This window comes from Gordonia ajococcus (assembly GCF_012974285.1).
GTDB lineage: Bacteria > Actinomycetota > Actinomycetes > Mycobacteriales > Mycobacteriaceae > Gordonia > Gordonia amicalis.
On the sequence record NZ_CP052884.1, the window covers coordinates 1,433,711 to 1,458,393 of the forward strand.

Below are 24,683 nucleotides of genomic sequence, written 5' to 3' on the forward strand. Positions count from 1 at the left end.
CGTGAGAACCAGACAACCCTGCCGTAACACCGAGGCAAGTCGCATTTCACGCGGCGCGCGGATAGTGGCGGCATGTCGAGTACTCCGCACTTCCTGCAGGGTGTGTTCCCGTTCGCGGGAGCGGGCCTGACCAAGTCCGGTCCCATCGACCCGGTGCTGTCGTTCGTGGTGCCGTCGGGAATGACGGCCCAGCCCTTGTACTTTCGTGGCGGCAACAGCTCCGACGAACTGATCTGCGTGACCCTGATGCGCGACGGGACGCCGATGCGGATGTTCCCGATGGGGGCGCGGTCGTCGGTGAACGTGCCGCTGAGGGTGGTCGAGGACGTCGATCCCGACACGACGCTCGAACTCGTGATCGCGGCGCCTGAGGGTGCGAGCGGTGAGGTCGTGGTGGACTTCGGGATGGTCGTCTTCTGATGGCGGATTCGCAGAACCTGCACGAACGACGCCGACTGGTCGTCGTCGGGAACGGTATGGCGGGGGCGCGCACGGTCGAGGAGATCCTGACGCGCGGTGGCGGCGACCTGTTCGACATCACGATGATCGGCGACGAACCGTACGGCAACTACAACCGCATCATGCTCAGTCATGTCCTCGCCGGTGAGGCCACGGTCGACGACGACGATCTGATGCTGAACCCGATGGCGTGGTACCGCGAGCACGGCGTCACTCTCTACGCGGGCGACCGCGCCGAGGCAATCGACCGCTTCGCCAAGACCGTGACGTGTGCGTCGGGGCGGGCAATCGACTTCGACGTCCTCGTCATCGCGACCGGCTCCCACACGTTCTTCCCGAACATGGACGGCCTCCGCGAACCCGACGGCAAGCTCGCGCGTGGTGTGTTCGGATTCCGGACCATCGAGGACACCAACGGCATGCTGCAGATGGCGACGTCGCGCGATCACATGCGCGCCGTCGTGATCGGTGGCGGCCTGTTGGGTCTCGAAGCGGCGTACGGTCTGCAGACGCAGGGCGTCGCTGTCGACGTCGTGCATTCGCCCGGGCATCTGATGAACCAGCAGCTCGACGAGCGCGGGGGACGGGTGCTGCGGAACAAGATCGAGTCTCTCGGTGTCGGCGTGCACACCGGCAAGCGCACGACGTCGGTACTGCGCAACGACGACGGGACGGTCGCGGGAGTCGGCTTCACCGACGGGGATTCGCTGCCGGCCGACATGATCGTGGTGACCGCGGGTATCCGCCCGAACGTCGAGATCGCGCGTGGCGCCGGTCTGGTCGTGGAGCGTGGGATCGTCGTCGACGATCAGATGCGTTGTGAGGATGAAGCATTCATCTACGCGGTGGGTGAGTGTGCCCAGCACCGCAGTGAGGTGTACGGACTCGTCGCCCCGCTGTGGGAACAGGCTGTGGTTCTGGCGGACGTGCTGACCGGCGTGAATCCCCAAGCGGAATATCATGGTTCGCGACTGACCACGAAGCTCAAGGTCGCCGGTGTCGACGTCGCGGCGATGGGTGTCAAGGGGCCCGAGCGTGACGACGACGAGTTCGTGCAGTTCTACGAACCGCGCAGCGGCACCTACAAGAGCGTGGTGGTCCGCGACAACAAGCTGATCGGCGCGATGCTGCTCGGCGACATCTCCAAGGCCAACTTCCTCACGCAGGCGTTCGACGACAAGGTGCCCCTGCCGGACGAGCGCATCTCGATGCTGTTCGACATGGGCACGCCGAGCGCGGAGACCGGCGCCGCCGAACTCGCCGACGATGTTCAGGTCTGCAACTGCAACGGCGTCACCAAGGGCGACATCATGGGTTGCGTCGCGTCGGGTTGCACCAGCGTCGGCGAGGTGTGCGCGAAGACGCGGGCCGGCAAGGGATGTGGGTCGTGCAAGGGCCTCGTCGCCGACATCGTCGAGTACGCCGCGGGGGACACTCTGACGGCCGACGCCGCGGCCGACTGGTACGTCCCGTCGATCCCGCTCACCAAGCCCGAACTCATCGACGCGATCCGGCGACAGGATCTGCGGTCGGTCAGCGAGGTCTTCGACAAGCTGGCACCCGACGGCGAGGACGCGACGGCAAAGATGCCGCTCGCCTCGCTGTTGCGGATCATCTGGGGATCGGAGTGGAAGCATGAGCCGGGTGCGTTGTTCGTCAACGACCGAGTGCACGCGAACATCCAGCGAGATGGCACGTTCTCGGTGGTTCCGCAGATGAAGGGCGGGGTGACCTCACCCGAGCAGTTGCGCAAGATCGCCGACGTCGCGGAGAAGTACTCGATCCCGATGATCAAGGCGACCGGCGGTCAGCGACTCGATCTGCTCGGCGTCAAGAAGGAAGACCTGCCGAAGGTGTGGGAGGACCTCGGAATGCCGTCGGGTTATGCCTACGGCAAGTCCTTCCGGACCGTCAAGACCTGCGTCGGAACCGATTACTGCCGTTTCGGTCTCGGTGATTCGACGCAACTCGGAATCGACATCGAAACCCGCTATCAGGGCCTGGAGTCGCCGGCGAAACTCAAACTCGCGGTGACCGGTTGCCCACGCAACTGCGCCGAGGCGCTGTGCAAGGACTTCGGTGTGGTCGCCATCGGCGACGGCAAGTGGGAGATCTACGTCGGCGGCGCCGCCGGTGCCCACATCCGCAAGGGTGACCTGCTGGCGACGGTGGACTCCTCCGACGAGGTGATCCGGTTGTGCGGCATCTTCATCCAGTACTACCGTGAGCAGGGCAAGTGGCTCGAGCGAACCTACTCCTTCGTGCCGAGGATGGGCATCGAGGAACTGCGCGCGATCATCGTCGACGACCGGGACGGCCTCGTGGCCGGCCTGCAGGAGCGGATCGACGAAGCCGTTGCCGCCTACGTCGATCCCTGGCTGGATCGCGCCGAACCGAAGTCGCCCGCACAGTTCACCCCGGCGCTGCCGTTGCTGCCGCTCCCGCAGGTGCCGGTCCGATGACCAGCATCGCCGAACCCGGAGTGGTCATCGGGGCCGTTGCCGACCTGGAACTGGGGGAGAGCCGCGCATATGTCGTGGACGGCAGGCAGATCGCGGTCTTCCGCATGACCGACGGCACGTTACGCGCCACCGACGCCGTCTGCCCGCACCGCGCCGGACCGCTCGCCGACGGCCAGTTCGACGCCGCGAAGATCGTCTGCCCGCTGCACCAGTACGCCTTCTCCTTCGCCGACGGCGCTTGCACGTCGGACGGGATCGGGTCGGTGTCCGTCTATCGCGCCGAGGAGCAGGACGGCGAAGTCATCGTCTGGCTGTAGCACCGCCTGAACGCTCTCGAGAGACTTACCACCTCGGTGATCGTTGCAGGGCGGGTCCCCGCACCTGTGCCAGATGCGGTCCTCCTCTGATGGACCAGTTGGTCACCCCAGACGTTCCTGAGCCCACGCCCAGTCGATACGTTCCTGCTCGAGTCGCACCCGCTCGCCGAGAGCATCCATCACAAGATCTGTGTAGAGATCGCGCTCGGTAGGTGTCAGCCGGACCAGATCCGATGAAGCGGGTCGTTGCTCGATGACCCAGCGATCTCGATGGGCCACAAGCGTTTCGCGATCCATCAACACCGACTCGGTCTGTGGCAGCCACGCTCTCAACCGGTCGAGGATGGCGAAGCCGTGGGTGTCGAGGTCGCCCCAGTAGCGGATTGGGACGCCGGCGAGCCAGGGGAGACGTCCGATCCGGTCCACCTCGAAACCCTTGCCCCACAGCACCACACCGTCGTCGGGGACATCGACACACAGGTAGGTGATCTCGTTCTCGATCACGAGCGCGGTTCGTGGCTGCACTGCGAGACGCGCGAGTTCGTCGGTGCGGACGGTGATCTCGGTGAGTGCTGCAGGTAGACCCATCGATGCGGACGGCCGCAGCCGTACGGACTCGGGCTTTGTCTGCAGCCCCAGTCCGGACAAGAAGCCCGATGCCGTCGACGACACCCCGAGCATCGCAGCCAGCACCGGGCGATGGCGTTCGGCGAACTTGGTGTCGACGCCGGGGGCGCTGATCTCCCGGAGGTAGCGGTGCGAGTCCCGATGGGTGTTCAGCCACGCGTAGGCGGCGATGAGTCGCGGCATCTCCGGTCCCAATTCGAGTGCACGCAAGGGGTATCGGAGCATCCAGTCGCGGACTGCCGGATGAGCGGAGGCTGATTCGAGGAGTTCGTCGAACTGCCGGACCGCCGGTGAGACCCCCAACAGTGCCCACGCCTGATCGAACGTCGACACCACGGCGCGCGACGGCAACTGGTTGCGCCCGACGTGCCGCCCGCCGACCGACTGCCACACCAACGCGTAGCGTCGGTCGCCCTGACGGCCGCTGTCCATCACGGTCACCCAGTCGCGGGCCGCGCCCAGATCCTCGCCGATCTGCGAGGCGGTCGGTCCCCGGAGCGGAATCTCGATGGGTTCGAACGGCTTTGCGTCGGCGTGGGCACGCAACAACGTCCCGTCGTCCCACCGGCGGCGAACCTTGCCGGCGATGTCGTCGGGCGAGGTCCATCGTCGGGTCACTTGAGCCGACCGTCGCGGCGTGACCGGTACTCCTCGATCGTCATCGTCTGCAGGCGCGAGAAGGTGCCGGTGGGGTTGTCGACGAAGCCGATCGCCTTGACGTACGGTTCGATCACGTGCACCTTCTGCAGTGGCGTCACGATCAGCAGCTGCAGCCCCAGCTTGGCGAACAGGTCCAGCGCGTACCTTGTCGACACATCCGAGCCACGTCCGAAGGCCTCGTCGATCACGGCGAAGCGGAAGTCGCGGGACTTCTCCACACCCCATTCCAGGCCGAACTGATACGCCAACGACGCCGCGAGGATCGTGTATGCCAGCTTCTCCTTCTGCCCACCGGATTTGCCGTCGGAGTCGCTGTAGTGCTCCCACTCCACGTCGGTGTCGACGTCTCGTTCGGATGCGGAGAACACGAACCAGTTGCGGACATCGGTGACCCGCCGCGTCCAGTTCTTGTCGGAGTCGGCGTGGCCGTCGCGCCCGCGGAATCGTTCGATGATGCGCTTGACGTCCAGGAATCGTTGCTCGGAGTACTGGTCGCCGTCGACGGCGAGGCTGTCGTTGGTGAGGTTGCGTAGGTCCGCCCGGAACTGTGCAACGTCCTGATTGGTGGTGGCCTCCCGCTCGAGCCGGATGTAGCGTCCCGGGTTGTACGGCACCGCCCCCAACGCCTCGTTGATCCGGGCGACGCGCTCGTCGATGGAGGCGGCCTGCCGGTTGAGCCAGTTGTTGAACCCGGCCAGCTCCTGGATCGCGTTCTTGTTCAACTGCTCCTTGAACTCGAACTCGAAGCGCGGCAGATCATCGGTGGCAACCTGTTCGCGGAACGTCACGAAGTCGGCGCGCGCATCGACGTCGGCGTCCATGTCGGCCCGCAGATCGGGCCAGCGCCGCAGCACCTCGGCCATCTGCTGGGCCAGGCTCTGCCCGAAACCGCCGAGCTCACGGGTGAGCCGTTCGATTCGTTGATGCAGCGTCGACGACAACGTGTTCTCCGCGGCGGCACACTCGGCGGCCCGGGTCGGCAGTGATCCGGAGAGTCGTTGCGTCAGTGCGGCATACGAGGTGCGGGCCGTCGCGAGGTCGGTGTCGGTGTGCTCGGCGACGTACTCGTCGTCGCGTTTGCGGTCCTGCTCCGCGCGATGGCGGGTCGCGGCGGTGGTGGCGAGCTTGCCGGTGAGCTCGTCGATGGCGGTGTCGGCGGTGGCCGCCAGCTCGGCGTTGCGTTCCAGAGCGGTCGTGATCTCCTGCAGACGAGAGGAACCTGATTCCAGCCGTGCTCGTTCGGCCGCATACTGGTCGGCGCGGCGTTGCGCTTCGTCGACGTCCAGATCGGCCCACGAATGGAAGCCGTCGAGACGGGCGAGCGCCTCGCGGCGCGTCTGCAATTGGTCCCGCTCCGACGACAGTGCCTCGACTTCTGTGGCGGCGGTCGCACGTTGCCGGTCCAGGTCGGCGAGATCCTCGCGCAGCGCGGCGATCTTGCGCTCGTTCGCCCATCCGAGAACCCAGCGGCGGGGATCGTCGACCCGATGCCGATCGTCCTTTTCGTGCCGACCGCCCGAACGGACCTGCCCCTCACGGGTGACGGCCCGCTTGGCGGACCGGAACTCCTCAAGGGTCGCCGCGCACTGGTGGTCGGCACGCTTGATCAGTTCGTCGCGCAGATAATCAGCGAACGGACCGGCTTTGACATCGAGGCGGTCGGCGAGCAGCAGGGTCGCGGAACCCTGCCGCTGCAACGGAATTCGTCGTGCCGGCACCCGTTCGTAGACGAGTTTGGCGCCGACGGTGCGCCCGCCGGCACCCCGGAACGTGAGGCGCCGGCCGTTGACCCACTGGGTGACCGCCTCGTAGTGCTGCTGCGGAACCAGCAACGACAGCGCGAAACCACGCAGTACCCGTTCGGCCGCGCCGCGCCATTCGGCATGCTCCTCGGCGACGTCGAGAAGCTCACCGGCATAGGGCACCTCCTCGTGGGAGAGGCCGAGATCGGTGCACAGCTCGTCGCGCAGCTGGACCTGATCGGGCGGCAGGTTGGTGGTGCGATTGGCGAGGTCGTCGAGTTCGTCGCGGATGGCGTCGCACCGTCTGGCGACTTCTTTCTCCCGTCCGATGGCGTCGGCGGTCGACGCGTCGAGTGACTGCTTCGTCGCCGCCAGTCGCGGACGTTCATCGGCGATGAGACCACGCAGCGAGGTGAACTGTTCTGCCGTGATCACCGGCTCGAAGCCGGCGGCGGTCACCGCGGTGTCGAACAGTGCGCGGCCGTGGCGGCGTTTGTCCACATCGTCGCGGGCGGTCGACGCGAGACGTTCCAGCTCACCGATGCGATCGCCGCCGGCCCGGGCCCGTTCCTCGATGAGCGATTCACGTTCGCGGCTCAGAGTCCGTTGCCGCGCTTTGGCTTCGTCCTGCTCACGCAACAGGCGTTCGCCTTCGGCGGTGAGGGTGGCGATCTCGTGGGCGAGCAGACCGGAGCGATGCTCGGCCATGAACAGTCGCACTGCTGCCCGCTGCCGGTCGAGGGCGTCACGTTCGGCCAGCGCGGCGTCGTACTTCTGCGCGGTCGCGACGATCGGGTCGAGCAACTCGAGCTGCTCGCGCGCCCGCTTGACCGCGTCGTACGCCTTGGTGAGGTCGTCGAAGTGGGCGATGATGTCGCGAACCCGGTCGGTCGAGTCGCTCGGTTCGAGCATGTGCCCGCGGACGAAATCGTTGAGATTGCCCACCGACTTCATCGACACTGTCTGGTGCAGCAGCTCCAGGGCCTGTTCGGACCGGATGCCCAGCAGCCGCCGAAGCGCGGTGGAGTATCTGGGGAACTCGTCGACCACGTCGGCGCCGCCGGATCGCAGGCGTTTGCGCAGATCGCGCAGGTCGGAACCGAAGTCGGCGAAATCGGTGGCGATGGCGAGCTGTTTGCTCGCGGTGACGTAGAAGCGGTACGGCTGCCCGGCACTGTCGCGTTGCTGGAAGACCTGTGCCAGGGTGACGGTCTCGTCGTAGCCGGGATTGGTGAACACTCCCAGGATCACCGAGTAGGTGCTGCGGTCCTGGCGCAGCCCCTTCGCACGTGATCGGCCGGTCGCCTCTTGTCGTTCCGACTTGTAGTGGCCTTCGACATAGGACCGCAGTGTGCGTTCCTTGGCCTCGGCGCCGGCGGCCTTGTTGTAGGCGATCTTGTGGGCCGGCATCAGCAGCGTCGTGACCGCATCGACCAGAGTCGACTTGCCGGAGCCGATGTCGCCGGTGAGCAGGGCGGTGTCGGTATTGGGGCTCAGCCGCCACACCTGCCGGTCGAAGGTGCCCCAGTTGAGGACCTCGACATGTTGCAGCCGGAATCCGACGCCGCCGGCCGGGGCGGCCAGTTCGACCGAAGAGAACAGGCCCTCAGTCATTGGCGCTCGCCGTCCCCGCGTACTCGCGCAGCTTGCCGGCGAAGTCCGACAGTGTCTGTGCATCGATGTAGGCCTTGATGATGCGCCGGACCTCCCACTGATCGGTCTGGCCGCGGAGCTGGCGCAGGAAGCCGAGTTCGACGGTTTTCTTGATGGTTGCCTCGGCCTGGTCGACCAGTCGGGCCTCGTTGGTGGACTCGGCCTGGAACAGCCGCAGCATCTCCATGATCTGTTCGGTCGACAGCACGAGGCGCCCGTCGCCGCCGGTGATCTCGAACTCCAGCAGCCGTTTGCGCAGCAGCACCAGCAGCAGACTCACGTTGTAGGTCAACGCACGTCGGCGCACGAGCCGCGGAAGTGGTTCGTCGCCTTCTTCTGCCGGACGGGACCGCAGGTAGGCATAACCCTCGGAGTCGTCGAGCACCACATCCACGCCGATGATGGCGAAGTGGTCGCGTACCCCGGCACCGGAACGTTCGAGGGTGCTCCAGGTGTCCTCGTCGGATTCGCGATACACCACGCCCTGCATCAGCCGGATGATCGCGCTCGCGACAGCGCGTTCGTCGGTCATCGTCGCCTCACCGTGACTCTCGGTAGCCGGGCACGTTTGGTGGTGTCCGGGTCGTCGGGGTCGGGATACTCGAGCAGCGTTTCCTCGGTGTCGTCGATGTCGACACTGACGTCGTCGTCATCGAGAGCGAGGTAGCCGACGATCTCGGCCGCGCCCTGCTCGATCGGGTACATCTCGATCACATCCGACAGCAGCGCCGACGAGCGCTGCGGGAGGATGGTTCGGATGTTGGCAGCCAGTCGCGCCTGATCCACGTAGGTCTGGCTGAACAGGAGATCCGCGTCGACCTCCTCGGTGGCGTCGTCGAGCCGGCTCTCGACGGTGACGGCTGCCGGTTGCTGATAGAGCGGCCGTTCGAACGGCAGCACGATCTCGATGCCGGGCTGATCGACCGTGAGGCCGAAACCCGGTTCCCGGCCGCGGACCTCGAGAGCGGTGGCCTCCACCGAGCGCACGAGGTCGAGGACGCGTCGGTTCTCGAGCCACACCTGGTCGTCGAGGAATCGGCGAAGTTGTTCGGAGATCTGTCGCACGGTGCGCTGGGTGCGATCGGCGGCCTCCGACCAGTCGTGGTGGATACCGCGGATGGGCCGGTCGGCGTCGATGATGTCCATCGACGACACCGCGTCGAGCAGGTCCGACAGTTCGGTCTGCCGTTCGTCGGAGAGCAGGAACTCGTAGAACGACTGGAAGCTGCGGCCCTGATCGGAGCCGGCGATCTCCGAGCGGCCACCCACCAGTTCGGCGAGCAGCTCACCCTTCGGGCCGTCCCAGGAGGCGATCTTCTCGCGGGCGGCTCGGTCGAGCAGACGGAAATTGTCCTCGACCTCGCGGAAGTCGGAGAGCAGCTCCCGGGCGGTCGACGAGAGCTGCTGATAGCGATCGCGCACACCGACCTCGTCGAGGACCGACACATCACCGGCTTCGACCGCCTCGATCTCGGCGTCGATCTCCGCGCGACGGCGACGTAGCTGGGCCAACCGGATCTCCGGGTCGGACTCGGTGCCATGCACGATCTGTCGCAACAGCTCGACGACGGTGTGCAGCCTCGACTCGGTGCCGACGAACGACCGGCCCCGCAACGAGACGACCCACCCGTAGGCCTTCTCGAAGGCGGGGGTCACCTCGTAGTGGACCTCGTCGTCGCCGGGCGGGTAGAAGCGGCGCAGGAAACCGGCGTCGGTGGCGGCCCAATCCTCCAGATAGGCGCGCGGTTCCTTGGGAAAGCGTGGTTGCCCGTCTTCGGTCGATGAGGCGATGTTGAGGGTGTAGAGGAGGTCATCCAGCGCTGTGGCCAGGTCACTTGCCGAGCCGGCGCCCCGGTTGCCCTCGACGAAATAGTTGCCGAGGAACGTCAGGATGAGCGGCGAGTTGTGCGCGCGCAGCAGCCGCCAGGCGGGATGCCGTTCCCACAGGCTGCCGAATGCGTCGAAGTCCACGGGTCAAGGGTAGGCAATGGGGCGACATGCTGGGTCAACGGTGTGCGTGCCGGGTTGTGGCCGGGGAGGTCAGTACACATCGCGCACGTACCGCTTGTCGGCGGCGAGGGCCTTGACGTAGGCCTCGGCAGACGCGGGGGAGCGGCGACCGTGCTGCGCGACGATGCCCTTCAGGGTCGCGTCGACGTCCTTCGCCATCCGGGTCGCGTCACCGCAGACGTATACGTGGGCACCGTCGTGCAGCCACTGGTAGAGCTCTTCGCCGTGTTCGACCATGCGGTCCTGGACGTAGATCTTGCGATCCTGGTCGCGGGAGAATGCGACGTCGAGGCGGGTCAGCAGGCCGTCGCCGAGCATGGTCGTCAGCTCGTCTCGGTAGTAGAAGTCGGTGGCCGAGTACTGTTCGCCGAAGAACAGCCAGTTCTTACCGTTGTGGCCCAGGGCCTCTCGTTCGCGGAGAAAACCGCGGAACGGGGCGATACCGGTACCCGGTCCGACCATGATCATCGGGGTGTCGGGATCGGCCGGCGGGCGGAAGTGCGTGGTCGAGGTGACGAAGACCCCGACCTCGGTGTCTTCGGCTTGGTCGGCGAGGAAGGTCGAGCAGACCCCGCCACGCTGGATGCCGCATCGGTTGTAGCGCACCGCCGACACCGTCAGCTGCACCTCGTCGGGACTCTCCAGCGGGCTCGACGAGATCGAATATGACCGCGGAGCAAGTGGTTTGAGGATCTTCAGCCACTCGTCGACGTCGGCGGAGATCGGGTGCTCGGTGAGGACGTCCACCGACTGACGGCCCCAGGACCAGTCGTTGAACGCCTGCTTGTTGCCGGCCGCGACGAGCGTCTTCAGCTCGTCGGAACCGCAACGCTCATCGACGAATCGGACGAAATCGGGAGTGACCCGCGCGAACTCGAGCCGTTCGCGCAGTGCCTGGTGCAGGGGCATGTCGTCGCCGCCGACCGTCACCGGGTGTCCGCCGTCGAGTCCCGTCCGGTCGAGAAACTCGTCGATCAGGGTCGGGTTGTTCAGCGGCCACACGCCGAGCGCGTCACCGGCCTGATAGGTCAAGGTGTCGGCGGGCAGCCGGAACCCGAAGTTGCGCACGTCCTTCTGCGATCCTTCGGTGTTCAGCTTCACGTTGCGCACCAGCGAGGTGGAAAGGGGCTTTTTGCGTGAGTAGGTCGGCGCGGTCCTCACCGACGGTGCTGCCGACGAGTCTGCGGGCTCGCTGACGACGGTGACCCGCTCGTCGGTGACGCCGGAGACGGGAGCGCGGTTGCCGATGCTGATCGCGCGGATCACCTCGTTGAGCCAGCCGCCCGCGGTCTCCTCGAAGTCCGGTTCGCAGTCGACGCGGTCGACGATCCGACGACCACCGAGCTCACCGATCCGTTCATCGAGTTTGCGCCCGTGCCCACAGAAGTCGTCGTAGTTCGAGTCGCCGAGGGCGAGCACCGCGTAGTCGACACCGGAGAGGTCCGGTGCCTCAGCGCCATTCAATGCCTCCCAAAAGGCCGTACCGTTGTCCGGCGGATCGCCGTCGCCGGTCGTGGACGTGACGAACAGTGCGGTGCCCCGCAAGTCGCCGACCTCGACCTCGTCCATCGACTTGGCATCGACGCGGAGTCCGCTCGCCTTCACCCGTTCGGCGGTCTCGGTGGCCAGTTCCTCCGCGTTGCCCATCTGCGACGCCCACAGCACGGTGATCGTGCCGGTCGACTCCGCCGGCTCCGAAGACTCTTCGCTCGGCGGGGCGACTTCGGTGCGCGCGAACATCCCGGCCAGCAGGCCCGACACCCACACTCGGACCTCCGGGCGCAGCGGTGCATCGGCCGGAACCGTGGGAACCTTTGACGGTGCGTCCGGGACACCCGCGGCCAGCCCGGCCAGATACAACTGTTCGGTCGATGACAACTCTGGAGCGGTGACCTCCGAAACGCCCAGCGCGACAGCCAACTCAGACGAATCGGCGACCGGAAGCACCGTCGACGGCGACCCGGCGACCTTTGTCAGCGTCACGGCGCACACCTTCAGCTCGGGCTGCTGGGAGAGCGGATCCACTGCGTCGGACGTGACCGCGTTGATGGAGAGGTGCTCACCGAAGACGTCGTTCCAATGGAACGGCACGAAGCAGTTCCCGGGGCGCACCCGATCAGAGATCCTGGCCGGCAACACCGCTCGTCCACGACGCGACGCCACCTCGACCTTGTCCTTCGCCGCGACACCCAGGCGCTCGGCGTCCTCCGGATGGAGTTCGACGAACGGCTCCGGGTTGAGTTTGTTCAGCTTGGCAACCCGGCCGGTCTTGGTCATCGTGTGCCATTGGTGCGGCAGACGGCCGGTGTTGAGCAGGAACGGATAGTCGTCGTCCGGGAGCTCGGCGGGGTCGAGGTGCGGCCGGGCGAAGAACTGCGCGCGGCGTGTGGGTGTGGCGAATGCCAGTCGCGGAATCGATCCGTCGTCGAGGCGGTGCAGCGTCTGGCTCCGACCGTCGTTCAGATAGCGGATCGGGTTGCGCGCGCCGTCTTCGAGGAGGTCGGCCCCGTCGGACGACGGTGGGCACGGCCATTGCATCGGTGTCCGGCGCAGGCCGTCGTAGGTGACGCCGCGCAGGTCGTAACCGGTGTCGGGGTTGGCGAACTGCTTGATCTCGGCGAAGATCTCCTCGGCACTCGAATAGCTGAAGGCGTCCGCGTAGCCCATCTCGCAGGCGATGCGTGCGATGATCTCCCAGTCGGGGATCGCCTGCCCGGGCGCGTCGAGAGCGGGTTCGAACAGGGTGAGGTTCCGCTCCGAGTTCACCATGATCCCGGTCGATTCCGACCACAGCGTCGCCGGTAGCACGACGTCGGCGTACTGGTTGGTCTCCGTCTCGGCGAAGGCGTCCTGCGTGATCACCAGATCGGCGCGTTCGAGTCCTTCGATGACGGTCTTGCGATTGCCGACGGAGGCAACAGGATTGGTGCAGATGATCCAGCAGGCCTTGATCTCGCCATCGACCATCTTGCGGAACATGTCGATGGTGCCGCCGCCGACGTCGGTGCGTAGTGTGCCGGCCGGGAGGCCCCACACGGTCTCCACGAACGTGCGATCCACCTCGGACAGCACCGACCTCTGGCCGGGCAATCCCGGCCCCATGTAACCCATCTCGCGGCCGCCCATCGCGTTCGGCTGGCCGGTCAAGGAGAACGGCCCGCTGCCGAGTCGGCAGATCGCGCCTGTCGCGAGGTGGAGGTTGATGAGCGCGTTGGTGTTCCAGGTGCCGTGGGTCGACTGGTTGAGGCCCATGGTCCAGCAGCTCATCCATTCGCCGGCCTCGCCGATCATGGTGGCCGCGGTACGCAGGTCCTCGGCGGGGATTCCGGTGATGGATTCGACCACCTCGGGCGGGTACTGCGCAGCGAAGTCCGGCATCTGCTCGAATCCGTCGGTGAACGACGCGATGAACTCGTCGTCGGTGTGGCCGCCGGAGATCAGCAGATGCAGGAGCCCGTTGAGGAAGGCGAGGTCGGTGCCGGATTCGATCTGCAAGAACAGGTCGGCCTTGTCGGCGGTCGCGGTCCGCCGCGGGTCGACCACGATCAGCTTCGCTCCCGCCTTGACCCGGTCCATCATCCGCAGGAAGAGGATCGGGTGGCAGTCGGCCATGTTCGACCCGATGACCAGGAAGACGTCGGCGTGGTCGAAGTCCTGGTACGAACCGGGCGGACCGTCGGAGCCGAGCGACAGCTTGTAGCCGGTGCCGGCGCTGGCCATGCACAACCGGGAGTTCGACTCGATCTGGTTGGTACCGATGAAACCCTTGGCGAGTTTGTTCGACAGATACTGCGCCTCGAGTGACATCTGTCCGGACACGTACAGCGCGACCGCGTCGGGGCCGTGATCGTCGACGATGGCACGCAACCGGCGCGCGGTGTCGGTGATGACCGTGTCGAGGTCGCCGCGGTGTAGCTGACCGCCGCGGTCGTCGCGGACGAGGGGAGCGTCGAGCCGTCCGCCGGCGGCGAGCATGTCGGCGGTGGTCGATCCCTTGGTGCACAGCCGGCCGAAGTTCGTGGGGTGATCGGCGCGCCCGACGGTCTTGACCAGCCCGCCGGAGTCGTCGAGCCGCATCTCCATACCGCAGCCGACGCCGCAGTAGGCGCACAGGGACATGACCGATCGGGACATGACGGGGTGCGTGGGGGGTGAGGCGGTCACGGTTCCAGCGTCGAAGTCGGATGTTTCGCAACCCGAAGGCCGGCGTTACGCAACCGTCAACTTGATCTCACAGTCGATGGTCACTGGCGTGAAGGCATGAGAAACTGCAGGTCGCGCGCAATTCCGAGACCGGATGGTCCGTGTTGCGGCGTTGCTCAGGCGGATCTCAGCCGAGGCGGATAAGACTGTATGCCATGCGCATCCTCGTGGTTGATGACGACCGGGCGGTCCGGGAGTCGTTGCGGCGGTCGCTCACCTTCAACGGATACACCGTCGAGACAGCGGGCGACGGCATCGAGGCACTCGAGAAGATCCTCGCCGATCGTCCCGACGTCGTCATCCTCGACGTCATGATGCCGCGACTCGACGGCCTCGAGGTGTGCCGCCGACTCCGTTCTGCCGGTGACGACCTGCCGATCCTGGTGCTGACCGCCCGGGACTCGGTGTCCGAGCGAGTCTCCGGGCTCGACGCCGGCGCCGACGACTATCTGCCGAAACCGTTCGCACTCGAAGAGTTGCTCGCACGGTTGCGGGCGCTGTTGCGTCGCGCGGCACCTGAAGACGACATCGACTCGGAGACGCTCACCTTCGCGGACCTGTCGCTCGACCCGGTGACGCGTGACGTGACCCGTGGTGAGCGGCCGATCAGCCTTACACGCACCGAGTTCGCCCTGCTCGAGATGTTGATGGCCAACCCGCGCCGGGTGCTGTCCCGAAGCCGCATCCTCGAGGAGGTGTGGGGATACGACTTCCCGACCTCGGGCAATGCCCTCGAGGTCTATGTCGGCTACCTGCGCCGCAAGACCGAGGCCGACGGCGAGTCGCGACTCATCCACACCGTGCGCGGCGTCGGATACGTGCTGCGGGAGACCCCGCCCTAGTGTCGTCGCCCTCGCGGATGCGCGACCACCTGACCCGTGTGCTCGCCGGCGGCCCCGGTTCGTCCGGGGCGAAGGGGTCGTCCGGAGAGAAGGAGATGCGGGCGCCGATGCCGTTGACGCGGGCGGTGTCCCTGCGTTCGCGTGTCACGATCCTGTCCGCGACCGTCGTGCTGGTGTCGGTGAGTCTGATGGCCGCGGCCGCCTACTTCGTGGTGTACCGGGCGATGTACAACGAGGTCGACCAGCAGTTGGAGAGCCGTGCCGACGGCATGGCGGCTCTGGCGCGCGCCGGTGTGCTCCGCAACCAGCCCGAGCAGCTGGTGGCGGGAACCGTGTTCTCGACGAACATCTCGGTCGCCCTCGTGACCCCGGGCGGTCAGACGTACCTCATCGGGCAGGTCCCGTTCGAGGACCCAGAGCGCGAGATCGTGCGCTCGCCGTCGGTTCCCGGGACCAATCCGCAGAGCCTGCGCACCACCCGCAATCAGCGCGTGCTGACGCGCAAACTCGACGACGGCAACACTCTTGTCCTGGCGCAGAGTCTCATCCAGACCGATCGCGTTCTCAAACGCCTGGCCTGGGTGCTGCTCGTGGTCGGTTGTGGCGGAGTGGCTTTGGCGGCTCTCGCCGGCACAACGGTCGGACGTGCCGGCCTGAGACCGGTGGCCCGGCTGAACCGGGCCGTCGAACGAGTCGCGCGAACGAACGACCTGACACCCATCCCGGTGACCGGCAACGACGAATTGGCCAAGCTCACCGCGAGTTTCAACGCGATGCTCCGGGCACTCGCCGAATCCCGGGACCGCCAGGCACGTCTCGTCGCCGATGCCGGACATGAACTGCGAACCCCGTTGACCTCCTTGCGCACCAACCTCGAACTGCTGATCGCGGCGAGCAGGCCGGGTGCGCCGGCCGTCCCCGAGCAGGACATGGTCGACCTGCGCGCCGACGTCATGGCCCAGATCGAGGAATTGTCCACGCTGGTGGGCGATCTCGTCGACCTCGCCCGCGAGGACGCCCCCGAGGTGGTGTACGAGGAAGTCGACCTCGCGGAGATCGTCGAGCAGGCCCTCGAACGTGTCCGACGCCGCCGCAACGACATCGAATTCGAGCTGGACCTGTCGCCCTGGTACATCTTCGGTGAACAGCACGGACTGTCCCGTGCGGTACTGAATGTGTTGGACAACGCGGCGAAATGGAGTCCGCCGGGGACATCGGTGGCCGTCGGGCTGACGCAGACCGGGATGTCCACCGCGCAGCTCACCGTCGCCGACGCCGGTCCCGGGATTCCCGAGGAGGACCGTGGTCTCGTCTTCGAACGCTTCTATCGTTCGACGCAATCGCGGTCGATGCCGGGATCCGGTCTGGGCCTGGCGATCGTGCGGCAGGTCGTCGAACGTCATGGTGGAACCGTCGTGGCCGACACGTCGCCGCGCGGCGGTGCACTCATTCGGATGACTCTGCCCGGCCGGGCAACTCCCGCGGAACCATCTCCGCAAGTGATTCGTCAATAAGGGTGAAGCGCCGTGCATCGGCGGGTCACGTCGGCCGTCGTCCACACCATCGACAGCTGTGTGGTTACCCGGTGTGACCTGCCCATCGATCCCCTAGGGTTGACCAAGGCGCTGCGCGGGACGCCGGTCGAGTGGTTTCGGCCGACAAACCCGAGCGAAGTGAACCTTGCCGGCACATGGCCGGCGGAGACCACTGAGCCGGCTGTGTGCCGGTCAGACGACGAGGAAGAGACGAAGATGACGACTGGCGGTTCGCAGGGTGGCGGTCCGTACGGGGGTGGCCAGCACGGTCAGCACGGCGCTGGCCCGTCGAACGGGGGCAGCGCTCCCTCCACACCATCGGGCTCCGAGTCACCGACGCAGTCCTACAGCGGTCAGGGCACTCCCGGTCCGGCCTCGGGTGCGTTCCCCGCGCAGGGCGGCCGGCCCGTCTTCGGCGGCAACAACGCACCCACGTCTGTCTACTGCAACCCGGGAACCAGTCCTTTCCCTCCGCAGGCCCCGTATGGCGGGCCCGGAGCCGGCAATGCCTACCCGCAGCCCGCGTTCGGCGGGTCGGGTGGCAATCCGCCGCCCCAGGCGGCGAAGAACAAGGGCGGCGGACGCCTGGCCGCACTCGGCGCCGGTGCGCTGGTGGTCGCCCTTGTCGCCGGTGGTGCCGGCGGTGCGATCGGTTACACACTGGCCGACGGTTCCGACGGGTCGTCGAGCAGCAGCACGAGCAGCGGCCCGCTCGGCGGCGACCCCAAGGCGAACGGGAACACCGCGCCCGTCGAGGCGCCGGCCGGCTCGGTCCAGGAGGTGGCCGCCCGCGTGCTCCCGTCGGTGGTCTCCATCGAGGTCGCCTCGGGCGGCGCGCTGGGCTCGGGATCGGGGGTCGTCCTGACCGAGGACGGGGTCATCATGACCAACAACCACGTCGTGAGCGCCGGCGGCAACGGCCCCGCGGCCAAGGTCGCGGTCAACTTCTCCGACGGTTCGCGTGCGCAGGCCCGGGTGCTGGGCGCCGACCCGATCTCCGATATCGCGGTGATCAAGGTCGACCGGAACGACCTGACCCCGGTCACGGTCGGTAATTCGAACAACCTGGCGGTGGGGCAGGACGTCATCGCCATCGGTTCCCCGCTCGGCCTGGCCGGGACTGTCACCACGGGGATCATCAGCGCGCTCAACCGACCGGTCCTGACCTCGCGCGATCCGGGCACGAACACCACCTCGGTGATCGACGCCATCCAGACCGACGCCGCGATCAATCCCGGGAACTCGGGCGGTGCGCTCGTCAACGCCAGGGGAGCGCTGGTCGGCATCAACACTGCCATCGCCACCCTCGGTGGAGGCGAGCAACAGGCCGGTGGCAGCATCGGACTCGGGTTCGCGATCCCCATCGATCAGGCGATCCGCGTGGCCAAACAGCTCGAGTCCACGGGCAGGGCCAGCCACGCCAACATCGGTGTGTCCGTGCGCCCGAGTGGTGACTCCGACACGCCCGGCGCCGTCGTCACCGATGTGACCCCGGGAGGTCCGGCAGCGACCGCGGGTATCCCGAAGAATGCGGTCATCACGAAGGTCGACGACCGTCCGATCGCGTCGGGAGACGCTCTGGTGGCGGCCATCCGGTCGCACGCGCCGGGGGACACCGTCACCGTGACCTACTCCGATGGCGGGAACAGCAAGACCGCGCAGGTCAAGCTGGGCACGCTCGAGGTGAAGTGACGCGCTGCGCGTCCGCCCGCGAGTACGAATCGCACAACTACAGAGCGCACCACGACCGTCCATCGGACGGTCCGACAAGCTAGAGAAAGGGCCTGCCATGACTTACGCCGGATCCCCCGTTCCCGGAAACCCCGCCATCTCCGGCGACACCGACGAAGGGCAGTCCCTGGACGTCCGTCTCGCCGGTGATCCGGGTCAGGTCGATCCGGCCGACGTGGTGGCCGCCGACGCCGCCGCGCGGGAGTTCGTCGCGCGCCACGAGCAGGCCACGCACCGGCCGCAGGGTGAGGAGATCGGCCGGGCACTCGTCGTCGTCGTCGACGACGAGGCGGCGCATGGAGAGGATCAGCGTCTGCTCGGGCCGCTCGTCGGCGAACTGCTCGCCGAGGCGGGGTTCCATGTCGACGCGGCCGTCGTCGTATCCGGCGACGAGGTGGAGATCCGCAACGCACTGAACACCGCGGTGATCGGTGGCGTCGATCTGGTGGTGTCGGTCGGCGGGGTAGGTGTCGGCGCCCGCGACGTCACCCCGGAGGCCACCGAGCCCCTGCTCGATCGCCGGCTCCGTGGCATCGAGGAGGCGGTCCGCAGTTCCGGTCTCGCCGCCGGCGCGACGGATGGCGGACTTTCGCGCGGGCTGGCTGGAATCTCCGGGCAGACGTTAGTCGTCAATCTGGCCAATTCCCGCGCTGCAGTGCGTGACGGTATGGCGACCGCGGCGCCACTCGCCAAATATGTGATCGAGTCCATAAGTGAATTCTGATCATGGTCGCGATTACTCGTCTCGAGTACTGTTGAGCAAGGCTAAGGATCTCCCTGAACACAGGGACGATCGACCGACCGGAAACGGGGCGTCCCGTCCGCCGGCGGCTGACCGTGAGCACCCCGGAAAACGACCGATGAGCAGTAGCGATGACGCTGCTGCTCGTCGTGCTGCGCGGCGGGCGAAGCTCGATTCCGTGTTCGGTGACGACCTCCCGGACATCACCACAGACGAGTGTGGCGAAGATCACAAAGGCCACTCTCAGGATTGGTTCGAAGCGCAGCGCCCACCCCATTACGAGTGAAATGCGACTTCTTCTACATAGCCGCATCAGCGTGTTTATCTACCGTTAACTTTGGTTCGTTGATAGATCACGTATTCGATATTTGTGATGCTGCGACCCCAGTTCGTGACACAGCTGAGTCCAGCTGTTGCCCGTTCTGAGACCCCTCCGATAACGTTCGGCTCGACAACGCTCGGCGCCCCGTAAATGGGGACATGAGCAGCGTCCTGCGATCTGTCGCGAGTGACGACGCAGCAGTGACCAGGAATTCGATGAATCCTCAACGGAAGCCAAGGCGTGCGCCAGAGCATGCTGGGCATCGCCGTGTGGAGCACATCGAACGTCGAGGGTCATGACTTGCGGATGCGGATGCATTCCGTGGGGGTAACAGCCGAATCCTGTGAGAGGGAACGAATGAGCAAGTTCAGCAAGCTTGGGCTGCGCCGCGCCGCGGGCGCGGTCGCGATCGCCTCGGCCGCGGTCGTGGGCCTGGCAGGCATGGGCGTCGGCGATGCCGCGGCTGCCGGTCTGCCGAATGGTTACAAGAAGGCCGCCGGCATCGACGGCGAGTCCATTCAGACGTGGCGCACCGGTGAGAGCGCGTACCCGGTTTCGACTGTGGCGAACAACCCGGCATCGCGTGGCTTCGCGATCTCCGGCACCTACACCGCGAAGGCTTCGGCCGGTGTCGGCGGCAAGCTCGCCGTCAAGTACATCATCGGTTGCCAGGTCGACGTCAGCGGCATCTCGCTCGATCTGGGCGGCGCCATCAGCCTCACCGCGACCACGCTGTCCGGTTCGCTCGGCCTCCCGCTGAAGCCGGGTCAGGTCGCGGTCGTCGACATCACCGACAAGGACTTCTCGGACAGTGGCATCGCCGCCGTCCAGCTGTCGCAGCTCACGTTCAACCTCAACCAGTGCGGTGGCTACGCCTCGGCACGCTCCGCGGCCAAGGTCATCGGTGCCAAGGGATACAGCACCGACGACGGCAAGCTGAGCGGCGAGGGCACCCTGATCCAGTCCACCCTGTACGGCAAGCCCTTCACCATCAACTGACCGGGCAGATAACTAGCACTTCCTGACTTATCTGCCCTGTGCAGATTGATATTCCACGAAGGGGAATCATGAAGAAGAACATCACGCGTCGCGTGGTTGCGGCGGCCGGTCTCGCCGGTGCCGTCGCGATGGGCCTCACCAGCCTCGGCGCCGGCGGCGCCACCGCCGGCCCGCTGCCCGGTGGCACGATCACCAAGACCCTGGTCGACGGCACGCCGGTCACGGTTCAGCTGTTCGACGAGTACGTCAACGTGCAGCGTCCGATCAGCAACGTCCCCACCACCCGTGAGGTGTGGCTGTCGGGCAAGGTCCGCGTCACCGTCGGCGGCAAGGCCAAGGGCGGCGCCGTCAAGGTCGGCTACGACGTCGGCTGCCAGGTGAACTTCGGTAGTGGAAAAGCAAACGTTCCGGGCGTCGCGGGCGGGGTCGACTACGGAACTCCCAGCAACATCACCGCAAACGGTGGCATCACTCCGTACAACAAAGAAGGGGACCTCGTCGGCGGCAGCCTTACCCTCGGTCCGGGTGAGGTCAAGCGCAAGTGGCTCATCAACGAGACCTCGGGCGACAACACCGCTTACACCGACTACGAGCTCAACGGTTACACCTTCAAGGGCAAGACCGGTGGTGTGGCCTACAGCCAGGAGCAGTTCAAGGTGGAGAGCTGCGCCGGCTACGCCGCTGCTCGCGCCTTCATCCAGGTGACGGTCAGCACCGACGCCGTCAAGGGCGTCGTCGCGCTCAACGGCAAGCCGTTCAGCCTCGGCTGATCGACTCGCTGACCCTCAGTAGCACCGCGGGGCGGGAATCCTTCATGGATTCCCGCCCCGCGGCGTTGTCTGGCGTGTGGGAGTGTCGAGGGTAGGTGGGCTTGGGGGTGTGAACCGCCCCTTGGTTGGCTGGAGGCTTGTTTAGTTGGCTGCAGCGACTGCCGGGACCGGGTTCACGGTAGCTGGGGACCGTGAGAGTCGACCAGTAGCGGCTTCGTACTCGAAGGGTGGGACGTGTCCGACCTCGCTGACACCGCCTCTTGGCCGCATCACCGGGTTGCGAATACACTAGCCTTGAACAGCGAGTCGAACCCCTCAGAAGACCGGGCACGGAGCCCGTACACCCTTCGAACAGCACCCGGTCGGGTGCTGTACGAGCGCACGTGAACGGGAACTTTGTACCGGCCGTCGCGTTGTCGTACGAATCACCCTTGGAGCCAACAGAAGTCACCGTCTCAGCGTCGCTGAGGCGTTCGGAATACAGCGAATCGCTCGATACTGCAGGATACGGTCGGAGTGGTGAATCAGCCCGGCCACCACACCCTGACCGGCCTGCGAACGCGCCCCACAACCCCATGTCCAAGGCGTCGAGGGCGAGGCTGGTGCGCATCGTGGTCGGCGGCCGCGGTGCCTCGACTCCCTTGCTGCGGGAGGTCTCTCGCGTCTTGGACCGCGCCATCCCTTGCAGCCCATCGGCTTTCATTGGTCGGCATGCGCGGCGATCTGGGCGACCGTATCTCGCAGGGCTGCACGGATCCTCGGTGTGGTTGCAGGGTTTCTGAATCCCTCAGTGGTGCAACGTCGAACCGCCCCCCACGTCCAGGGACGCGAGGGGCGGTTGCGAAATCGGTGAGCTCAGACTCAGTCCGTCTCGGATTCCTTAGAGCCGGAAGACAGCGCGGTGAGGATCTCGCTGATGTTGAATTCGATTCCAGTTGCCATGTCGATCTCCTTGTTTCTGTGTGGTGCCTCGATGGGTTTCGCGGTGTCCCTGCGGAATCCGCGACGTCGGCGGCTGGTCTAGTTGGGTTCAGGCTCGCTCGAGCCGGCCTTCAGCTCGTCGATGATCTGTTGCAGTGTCACGCCAGCGATTTCGGCCATTCGTTACTCCTTATGATGGGTGGTTCTGAAAATCGAGTAGGACGAGGTCGTGGCCGCGTGATTGACCGCGCATGGCACGGTCGTGACGTGCGCAATCATACAAATCGGTTGCGGTCTCGACCTCGGCAGGTGCTGTTACTTGGCGTCGTCTGTGGAACCGAAGCCGGCGAGGACTTCCTCGATCTGAAAGTCGATGTATTCGATGCCGATTGCGTCAGCCATGGGATCTCCTAAAAGGTCTTTGTCGAGCTTGATGTTCCGGCTCCGAGGACCGCAACGGGGCAGACATTACCGCACCCATTCACGGCTGTCCTGGTCAGAGAAACTTGAACTCCTGGTGAATTATCTAGAAGTCACGCCTTGGACCTCGCGGCACAGCTAGGGGCCACTCGCCGACGAGGTCACCGGTGTGCTGATATTGAGGGCGTGATGCACCGCCTGAATGCAAGTGGCTTGACTGTCCGGCCGCTGCTGGCATCCGACCGGGATGCTGCCTTGGATCTTCTGCAGAACGGGTTGCGTGAGGTTCCGATTTACCGCTGGCTGCTGGGCGACGGCGCCTCCGACGGTGCTTTTCGTTGGTACGGCGAGATCTTGTTCGTCGAATACCTGAGCGGGCTGCAGGGGGTCTTCAACGAGACGGACCTAATCGCTCTGATTGCTGTCGCCAGAGATGCAAGCGAACCTGGCCGCGCTGACGATGATCTGAAAGCACGTACGCGGCACTACATTCAGACGATTAACGGGTTCGCGCAACGATTCGCCGAACTGAAGACAAAGACTTCGGAAGCTGCGGTGCCGGGGGGTGATCTCCGTGTGATCTTCGCTCTGGTTCACCCTTCCTATCGGAGGAACGGAACGTTGTCGGCACTCGTGGAACCCATCGTCGAGGAGGGGCGGAGGGCTGGGCTCACGCTCACCGCAAGCAGCAGCGAACCTGAATTGAGGGAACTGTATGCCCGTAAGTGGAATGCGCGGGTCTGCGGTGAGTTTGCGCTGACCGACGGTCCGACGGTGTGGTGCCAACGACTAGATCTTTGATGTGCGCGACCGCAGGTGCGGTCGGGTCCTCCCGCCGTCGCATGCTGCCTGGTGTGCGGAGTAGTAATCGCGGGAAGTAGCCGAGCCTCGGCGTCGACGGTGAGGATACCGCCGCTGGGAGAGTGGCCGAGGGTGCATAAGTACACAAATCGCTCCGTAGCCTGGGCTACGGAGCGATTGTGAAGTAGATCCCCGACCTACTCGGAAAGGCTCTCCGAACCCGACTCGACCGAACCCGTCACCAGTTCGACGATTGCTGCGGTGATCGCACCTTCGATGATGTCTGCCATGTCATCTCCTTCGTCGACGTTTAACTATCCTGCGGGCGGAACCTGCCATTCAGGCGTCCGATATCCGCGAGAATGACATTACGACAATCGGAGATCAGAGAGCGACTTTCGTGCGAACGCAGACCTAATACGACCCGAACTCTCCAGTGAGATCATTCCGATGTCGTCTGCCTTCCGGTACTTGCTGCCGGTGCCCGCCGACGACTTCGGCCCCCGCCTGGTGGGCGAGGGCCGAAAAAGGGCGAAACTCTCAGCGCGAGTGGCGTCCCGGCGCGTCTGGACCGTCACCGGGGAACTGCTCACCCGGGTACTGCTCGCCCGGGTACGGCTGCTCACCGGGGTACTGGGAGCCGGGGGGCGGGTAGTTGCCGGGAGGCGGATAGTTTCCGGGCGGTGGGTAGTTACCCGGAGCCGGCTGCGGCGTCGGATACGGCTGGCCTCCTGGGCCCCCGGGATGACCCTGCGGCGAGTCGAACAGTGGCGATGACTGCGGACCCGACTGCGGTGAACCCTGTTGGGACGGTCCCTGCTGGAACGGCTGACCCGACGACGGGGGAGTCGAAATTCGTTGCGTGGTACCGGCGCCGGACGGCGACTCGTACGGTGCGAGCGGGCCCGACTGGGGCGCGTAGGCGTCACCGGCAGGCGCGGACGGTTCGGCCAGATGCGGCGGCAGATCGCTCTCCGCCTCGGCCTTGGCCTTCGACGTTCCCTCCGGATCGAGCAGGTCGCGGATCTCGGTGAGCAGAGCTACCTCGGTGACCTCGGACTTCTTGCCGAAGCCGCCCAGTTCCGCGAGCCTGTTGTAGGGCAGGATGATGATGAAGTACACCACCGCCGCGATGATCAGGAAGTTGATGATGGCGGTGATCACGCCGCCGAGGTCGACGAATGTCGAGGCGTTGTCGGTGATCTGGAAGCCGAGTCCCTGTGCGGCGTCGGTACCGATCGGGATCGAGTTGATGATCGGCTGAACGATGCCGTCGGTGAACGCGGTCACGATGGCGGTGAAGGCCGCACCGACGATGACTGCGGTAGCCAGCTCGACGACGTTGCCCTTGAGTATGAAGTCCTTGAATCCCTTGAGCACGGTGTGCGGCCTCTCCTTGGTAATCCCGCTCTTGTTTCCGGCAATTCGGTGTCGGTCGGTGCAAATCCGACATTTGCTGTGCGAACT

The 24,683-nt window shown here is 65.9% G+C and carries 16 protein-coding genes; 10 read left to right on the forward strand and 6 right to left on the reverse strand.

What is annotated here, in order from left to right:
- Window positions 1-72 precede the first annotated feature (72 nt).
- The 3 genes from GAA2_RS06560 to GAA2_RS06570 are packed head-to-tail and all read left to right on the forward strand — an operon-like array spanning window position 73 to window position 3,238.
- Window positions 73-420: a hypothetical protein gene (locus GAA2_RS06560; protein WP_006436188.1), complete on the forward strand. Its 348-nt coding sequence runs from the start codon at window positions 73-75 to the stop codon at window positions 418-420.
- The gene (gene nirB / locus GAA2_RS06565) at window positions 420-2,921 is read left to right on the forward strand and encodes a nitrite reductase large subunit NirB (RefSeq protein WP_006436189.1); all 2,502 of its coding nucleotides are present in this window, start codon (window positions 420-422) and stop codon (window positions 2,919-2,921) included. The genes GAA2_RS06560 and nirB overlap by 1 nt, the downstream gene beginning before the upstream one ends.
- On the forward strand, window positions 2,918-3,238 hold the full coding sequence (locus GAA2_RS06570; RefSeq protein WP_024500001.1) for a Rieske (2Fe-2S) protein: 321 nt from the start codon (window positions 2,918-2,920) through the stop codon (window positions 3,236-3,238). Before nirB ends, GAA2_RS06570 begins: the two co-directional genes overlap by 4 nt.
- A gap of 102 nt (window positions 3,239-3,340) precedes the next feature.
- Here GAA2_RS06570 and GAA2_RS06575 read toward each other — a convergent pair whose 3' ends face one another.
- The 5 genes from GAA2_RS06575 to GAA2_RS06595 form a co-directional block, all read right to left on the reverse strand.
- Window positions 3,341-4,483 carry a Wadjet anti-phage system protein JetD domain-containing protein gene (locus GAA2_RS06575; protein ID WP_006436192.1) on the reverse strand — a complete coding sequence of 381 codons (1,143 nt, stop codon included), beginning with the start codon at window positions 4,481-4,483 and terminating at the stop codon, window positions 3,341-3,343.
- The gene (locus GAA2_RS06580; RefSeq protein ID WP_024500002.1) at window positions 4,480-7,881 is read right to left on the reverse strand and encodes an ATP-binding protein; all 3,402 of its coding nucleotides are present in this window, start codon (window positions 7,879-7,881) and stop codon (window positions 4,480-4,482) included. Before GAA2_RS06580 ends, GAA2_RS06575 begins: the two co-directional genes overlap by 4 nt.
- Entirely contained in the window at window positions 7,874-8,452 is a 579-nt protein-coding gene (locus GAA2_RS06585; protein ID WP_006436196.1) for a DUF4194 domain-containing protein, read from the reverse strand. The genes GAA2_RS06580 and GAA2_RS06585 overlap by 8 nt, the downstream gene beginning before the upstream one ends.
- Window positions 8,449-9,891 carry a DUF3375 domain-containing protein gene (locus GAA2_RS06590; protein WP_006436199.1) on the reverse strand — a complete coding sequence of 481 codons (1,443 nt, stop codon included), beginning with the start codon at window positions 9,889-9,891 and terminating at the stop codon, window positions 8,449-8,451. The genes GAA2_RS06585 and GAA2_RS06590 overlap by 4 nt, the downstream gene beginning before the upstream one ends.
- 69 nt (window positions 9,892-9,960) lie before the next feature.
- Window positions 9,961-14,049 carry a bifunctional nitrate reductase/sulfite reductase flavoprotein subunit alpha gene (locus GAA2_RS06595; protein WP_191834984.1) on the reverse strand — a complete coding sequence of 1,363 codons (4,089 nt, stop codon included), beginning with the start codon at window positions 14,047-14,049 and terminating at the stop codon, window positions 9,961-9,963.
- Between the two features lie 239 nt (window positions 14,050-14,288).
- Between GAA2_RS06595 and GAA2_RS06600 the strand changes: the two genes are divergently transcribed.
- The 7 genes from GAA2_RS06600 to GAA2_RS06630 all read left to right on the forward strand — a co-directional run bounded on the left by GAA2_RS06600 (window position 14,289) and on the right by GAA2_RS06630 (window position 23,216).
- Entirely contained in the window at window positions 14,289-14,975 is a 687-nt protein-coding gene (locus GAA2_RS06600; RefSeq protein WP_191834829.1) for a response regulator transcription factor, read from the forward strand.
- A 17-nt stretch (window positions 14,976-14,992) separates the two neighbouring features.
- On the forward strand, window positions 14,993-16,489 hold the full coding sequence (locus GAA2_RS06605; RefSeq protein WP_248664717.1) for a sensor histidine kinase: 1,497 nt from the start codon (window positions 14,993-14,995) through the stop codon (window positions 16,487-16,489).
- A 237-nt stretch (window positions 16,490-16,726) separates the two neighbouring features.
- A complete protein-coding gene (locus GAA2_RS06610) occupies window positions 16,727-18,202 on the forward strand; it encodes a S1C family serine protease (protein WP_191834831.1) in 1,476 nt (491 codons plus the stop codon).
- A gap of 97 nt (window positions 18,203-18,299) precedes the next feature.
- A complete protein-coding gene (locus tag GAA2_RS06615; protein ID WP_006357808.1) occupies window positions 18,300-18,965 on the forward strand; it encodes a molybdenum cofactor biosynthesis protein B in 666 nt (221 codons plus the stop codon).
- Window positions 18,966-19,662: 697 nt separating this feature from the next.
- Complete coding sequence (locus tag GAA2_RS06620) at window positions 19,663-20,304, forward strand: MspA family porin (RefSeq protein WP_006357810.1); 642 nt, start codon at window positions 19,663-19,665, stop codon at window positions 20,302-20,304.
- Between the two features lie 68 nt (window positions 20,305-20,372).
- Complete coding sequence (locus tag GAA2_RS06625; RefSeq protein WP_191834832.1) at window positions 20,373-21,074, forward strand: MspA family porin; 702 nt, start codon at window positions 20,373-20,375, stop codon at window positions 21,072-21,074.
- A gap of 1,530 nt (window positions 21,075-22,604) precedes the next feature.
- Window positions 22,605-23,216, forward strand: a complete 612-nt coding sequence (locus tag GAA2_RS06630; protein WP_191834985.1) for a hypothetical protein — start codon at window positions 22,605-22,607, stop codon at window positions 23,214-23,216.
- A 540-nt stretch (window positions 23,217-23,756) separates the two neighbouring features.
- Here GAA2_RS06630 and mscL read toward each other — a convergent pair.
- On the reverse strand, window positions 23,757-24,596 hold the full coding sequence (gene mscL / locus GAA2_RS06635; protein ID WP_191834833.1) for a large conductance mechanosensitive channel protein MscL: 840 nt from the start codon (window positions 24,594-24,596) through the stop codon (window positions 23,757-23,759).
- Window positions 24,597-24,683: the final 87 nt, after the last annotated feature.

Excerpts from the sequence above, each read along its gene's own strand:
- GAA2_RS06560 (WP_006436188.1), top strand. The coding sequence starts at position 73 with ATGTCGAGTACTCCGCACTTCCTGCAGGGTGTGTTCCCGTTCGCGGGA.
- nirB (WP_006436189.1), top strand. The coding sequence starts at position 420 with ATGGCGGATTCGCAGAACCTGCACGAACGACGCCGACTGGTCGTCGTC.
- GAA2_RS06570 (WP_024500001.1), top strand. The coding sequence starts at position 2,918 with ATGACCAGCATCGCCGAACCCGGAGTGGTCATCGGGGCCGTTGCCGAC.
- GAA2_RS06580 (WP_024500002.1), bottom strand. The coding sequence starts at position 7,881 with ATGACTGAGGGCCTGTTCTCTTCGGTCGAACTGGCCGCCCCGGCCGGC.
- GAA2_RS06585 (WP_006436196.1), bottom strand. The coding sequence starts at position 8,452 with ATGACCGACGAACGCGCTGTCGCGAGCGCGATCATCCGGCTGATGCAG.
- GAA2_RS06595 (WP_191834984.1), bottom strand. The coding sequence starts at position 14,049 with ATGTCCCTGTGCGCCTACTGCGGCGTCGGCTGCGGTATGGAGATGCGG.
- GAA2_RS06600 (WP_191834829.1), top strand. The coding sequence starts at position 14,289 with ATGCGCATCCTCGTGGTTGATGACGACCGGGCGGTCCGGGAGTCGTTG.
- GAA2_RS06605 (WP_248664717.1), top strand. The coding sequence starts at position 14,993 with ATGCGCGACCACCTGACCCGTGTGCTCGCCGGCGGCCCCGGTTCGTCC.
- GAA2_RS06610 (WP_191834831.1), top strand. The coding sequence starts at position 16,727 with ATGACGACTGGCGGTTCGCAGGGTGGCGGTCCGTACGGGGGTGGCCAG.
- GAA2_RS06615 (WP_006357808.1), top strand. The coding sequence starts at position 18,300 with ATGACTTACGCCGGATCCCCCGTTCCCGGAAACCCCGCCATCTCCGGC.
- GAA2_RS06620 (WP_006357810.1), top strand. The coding sequence starts at position 19,663 with ATGAGCAAGTTCAGCAAGCTTGGGCTGCGCCGCGCCGCGGGCGCGGTC.
- GAA2_RS06625 (WP_191834832.1), top strand. The coding sequence starts at position 20,373 with ATGAAGAAGAACATCACGCGTCGCGTGGTTGCGGCGGCCGGTCTCGCC.
- GAA2_RS06630 (WP_191834985.1), top strand. The coding sequence starts at position 22,605 with ATGCACCGCCTGAATGCAAGTGGCTTGACTGTCCGGCCGCTGCTGGCA.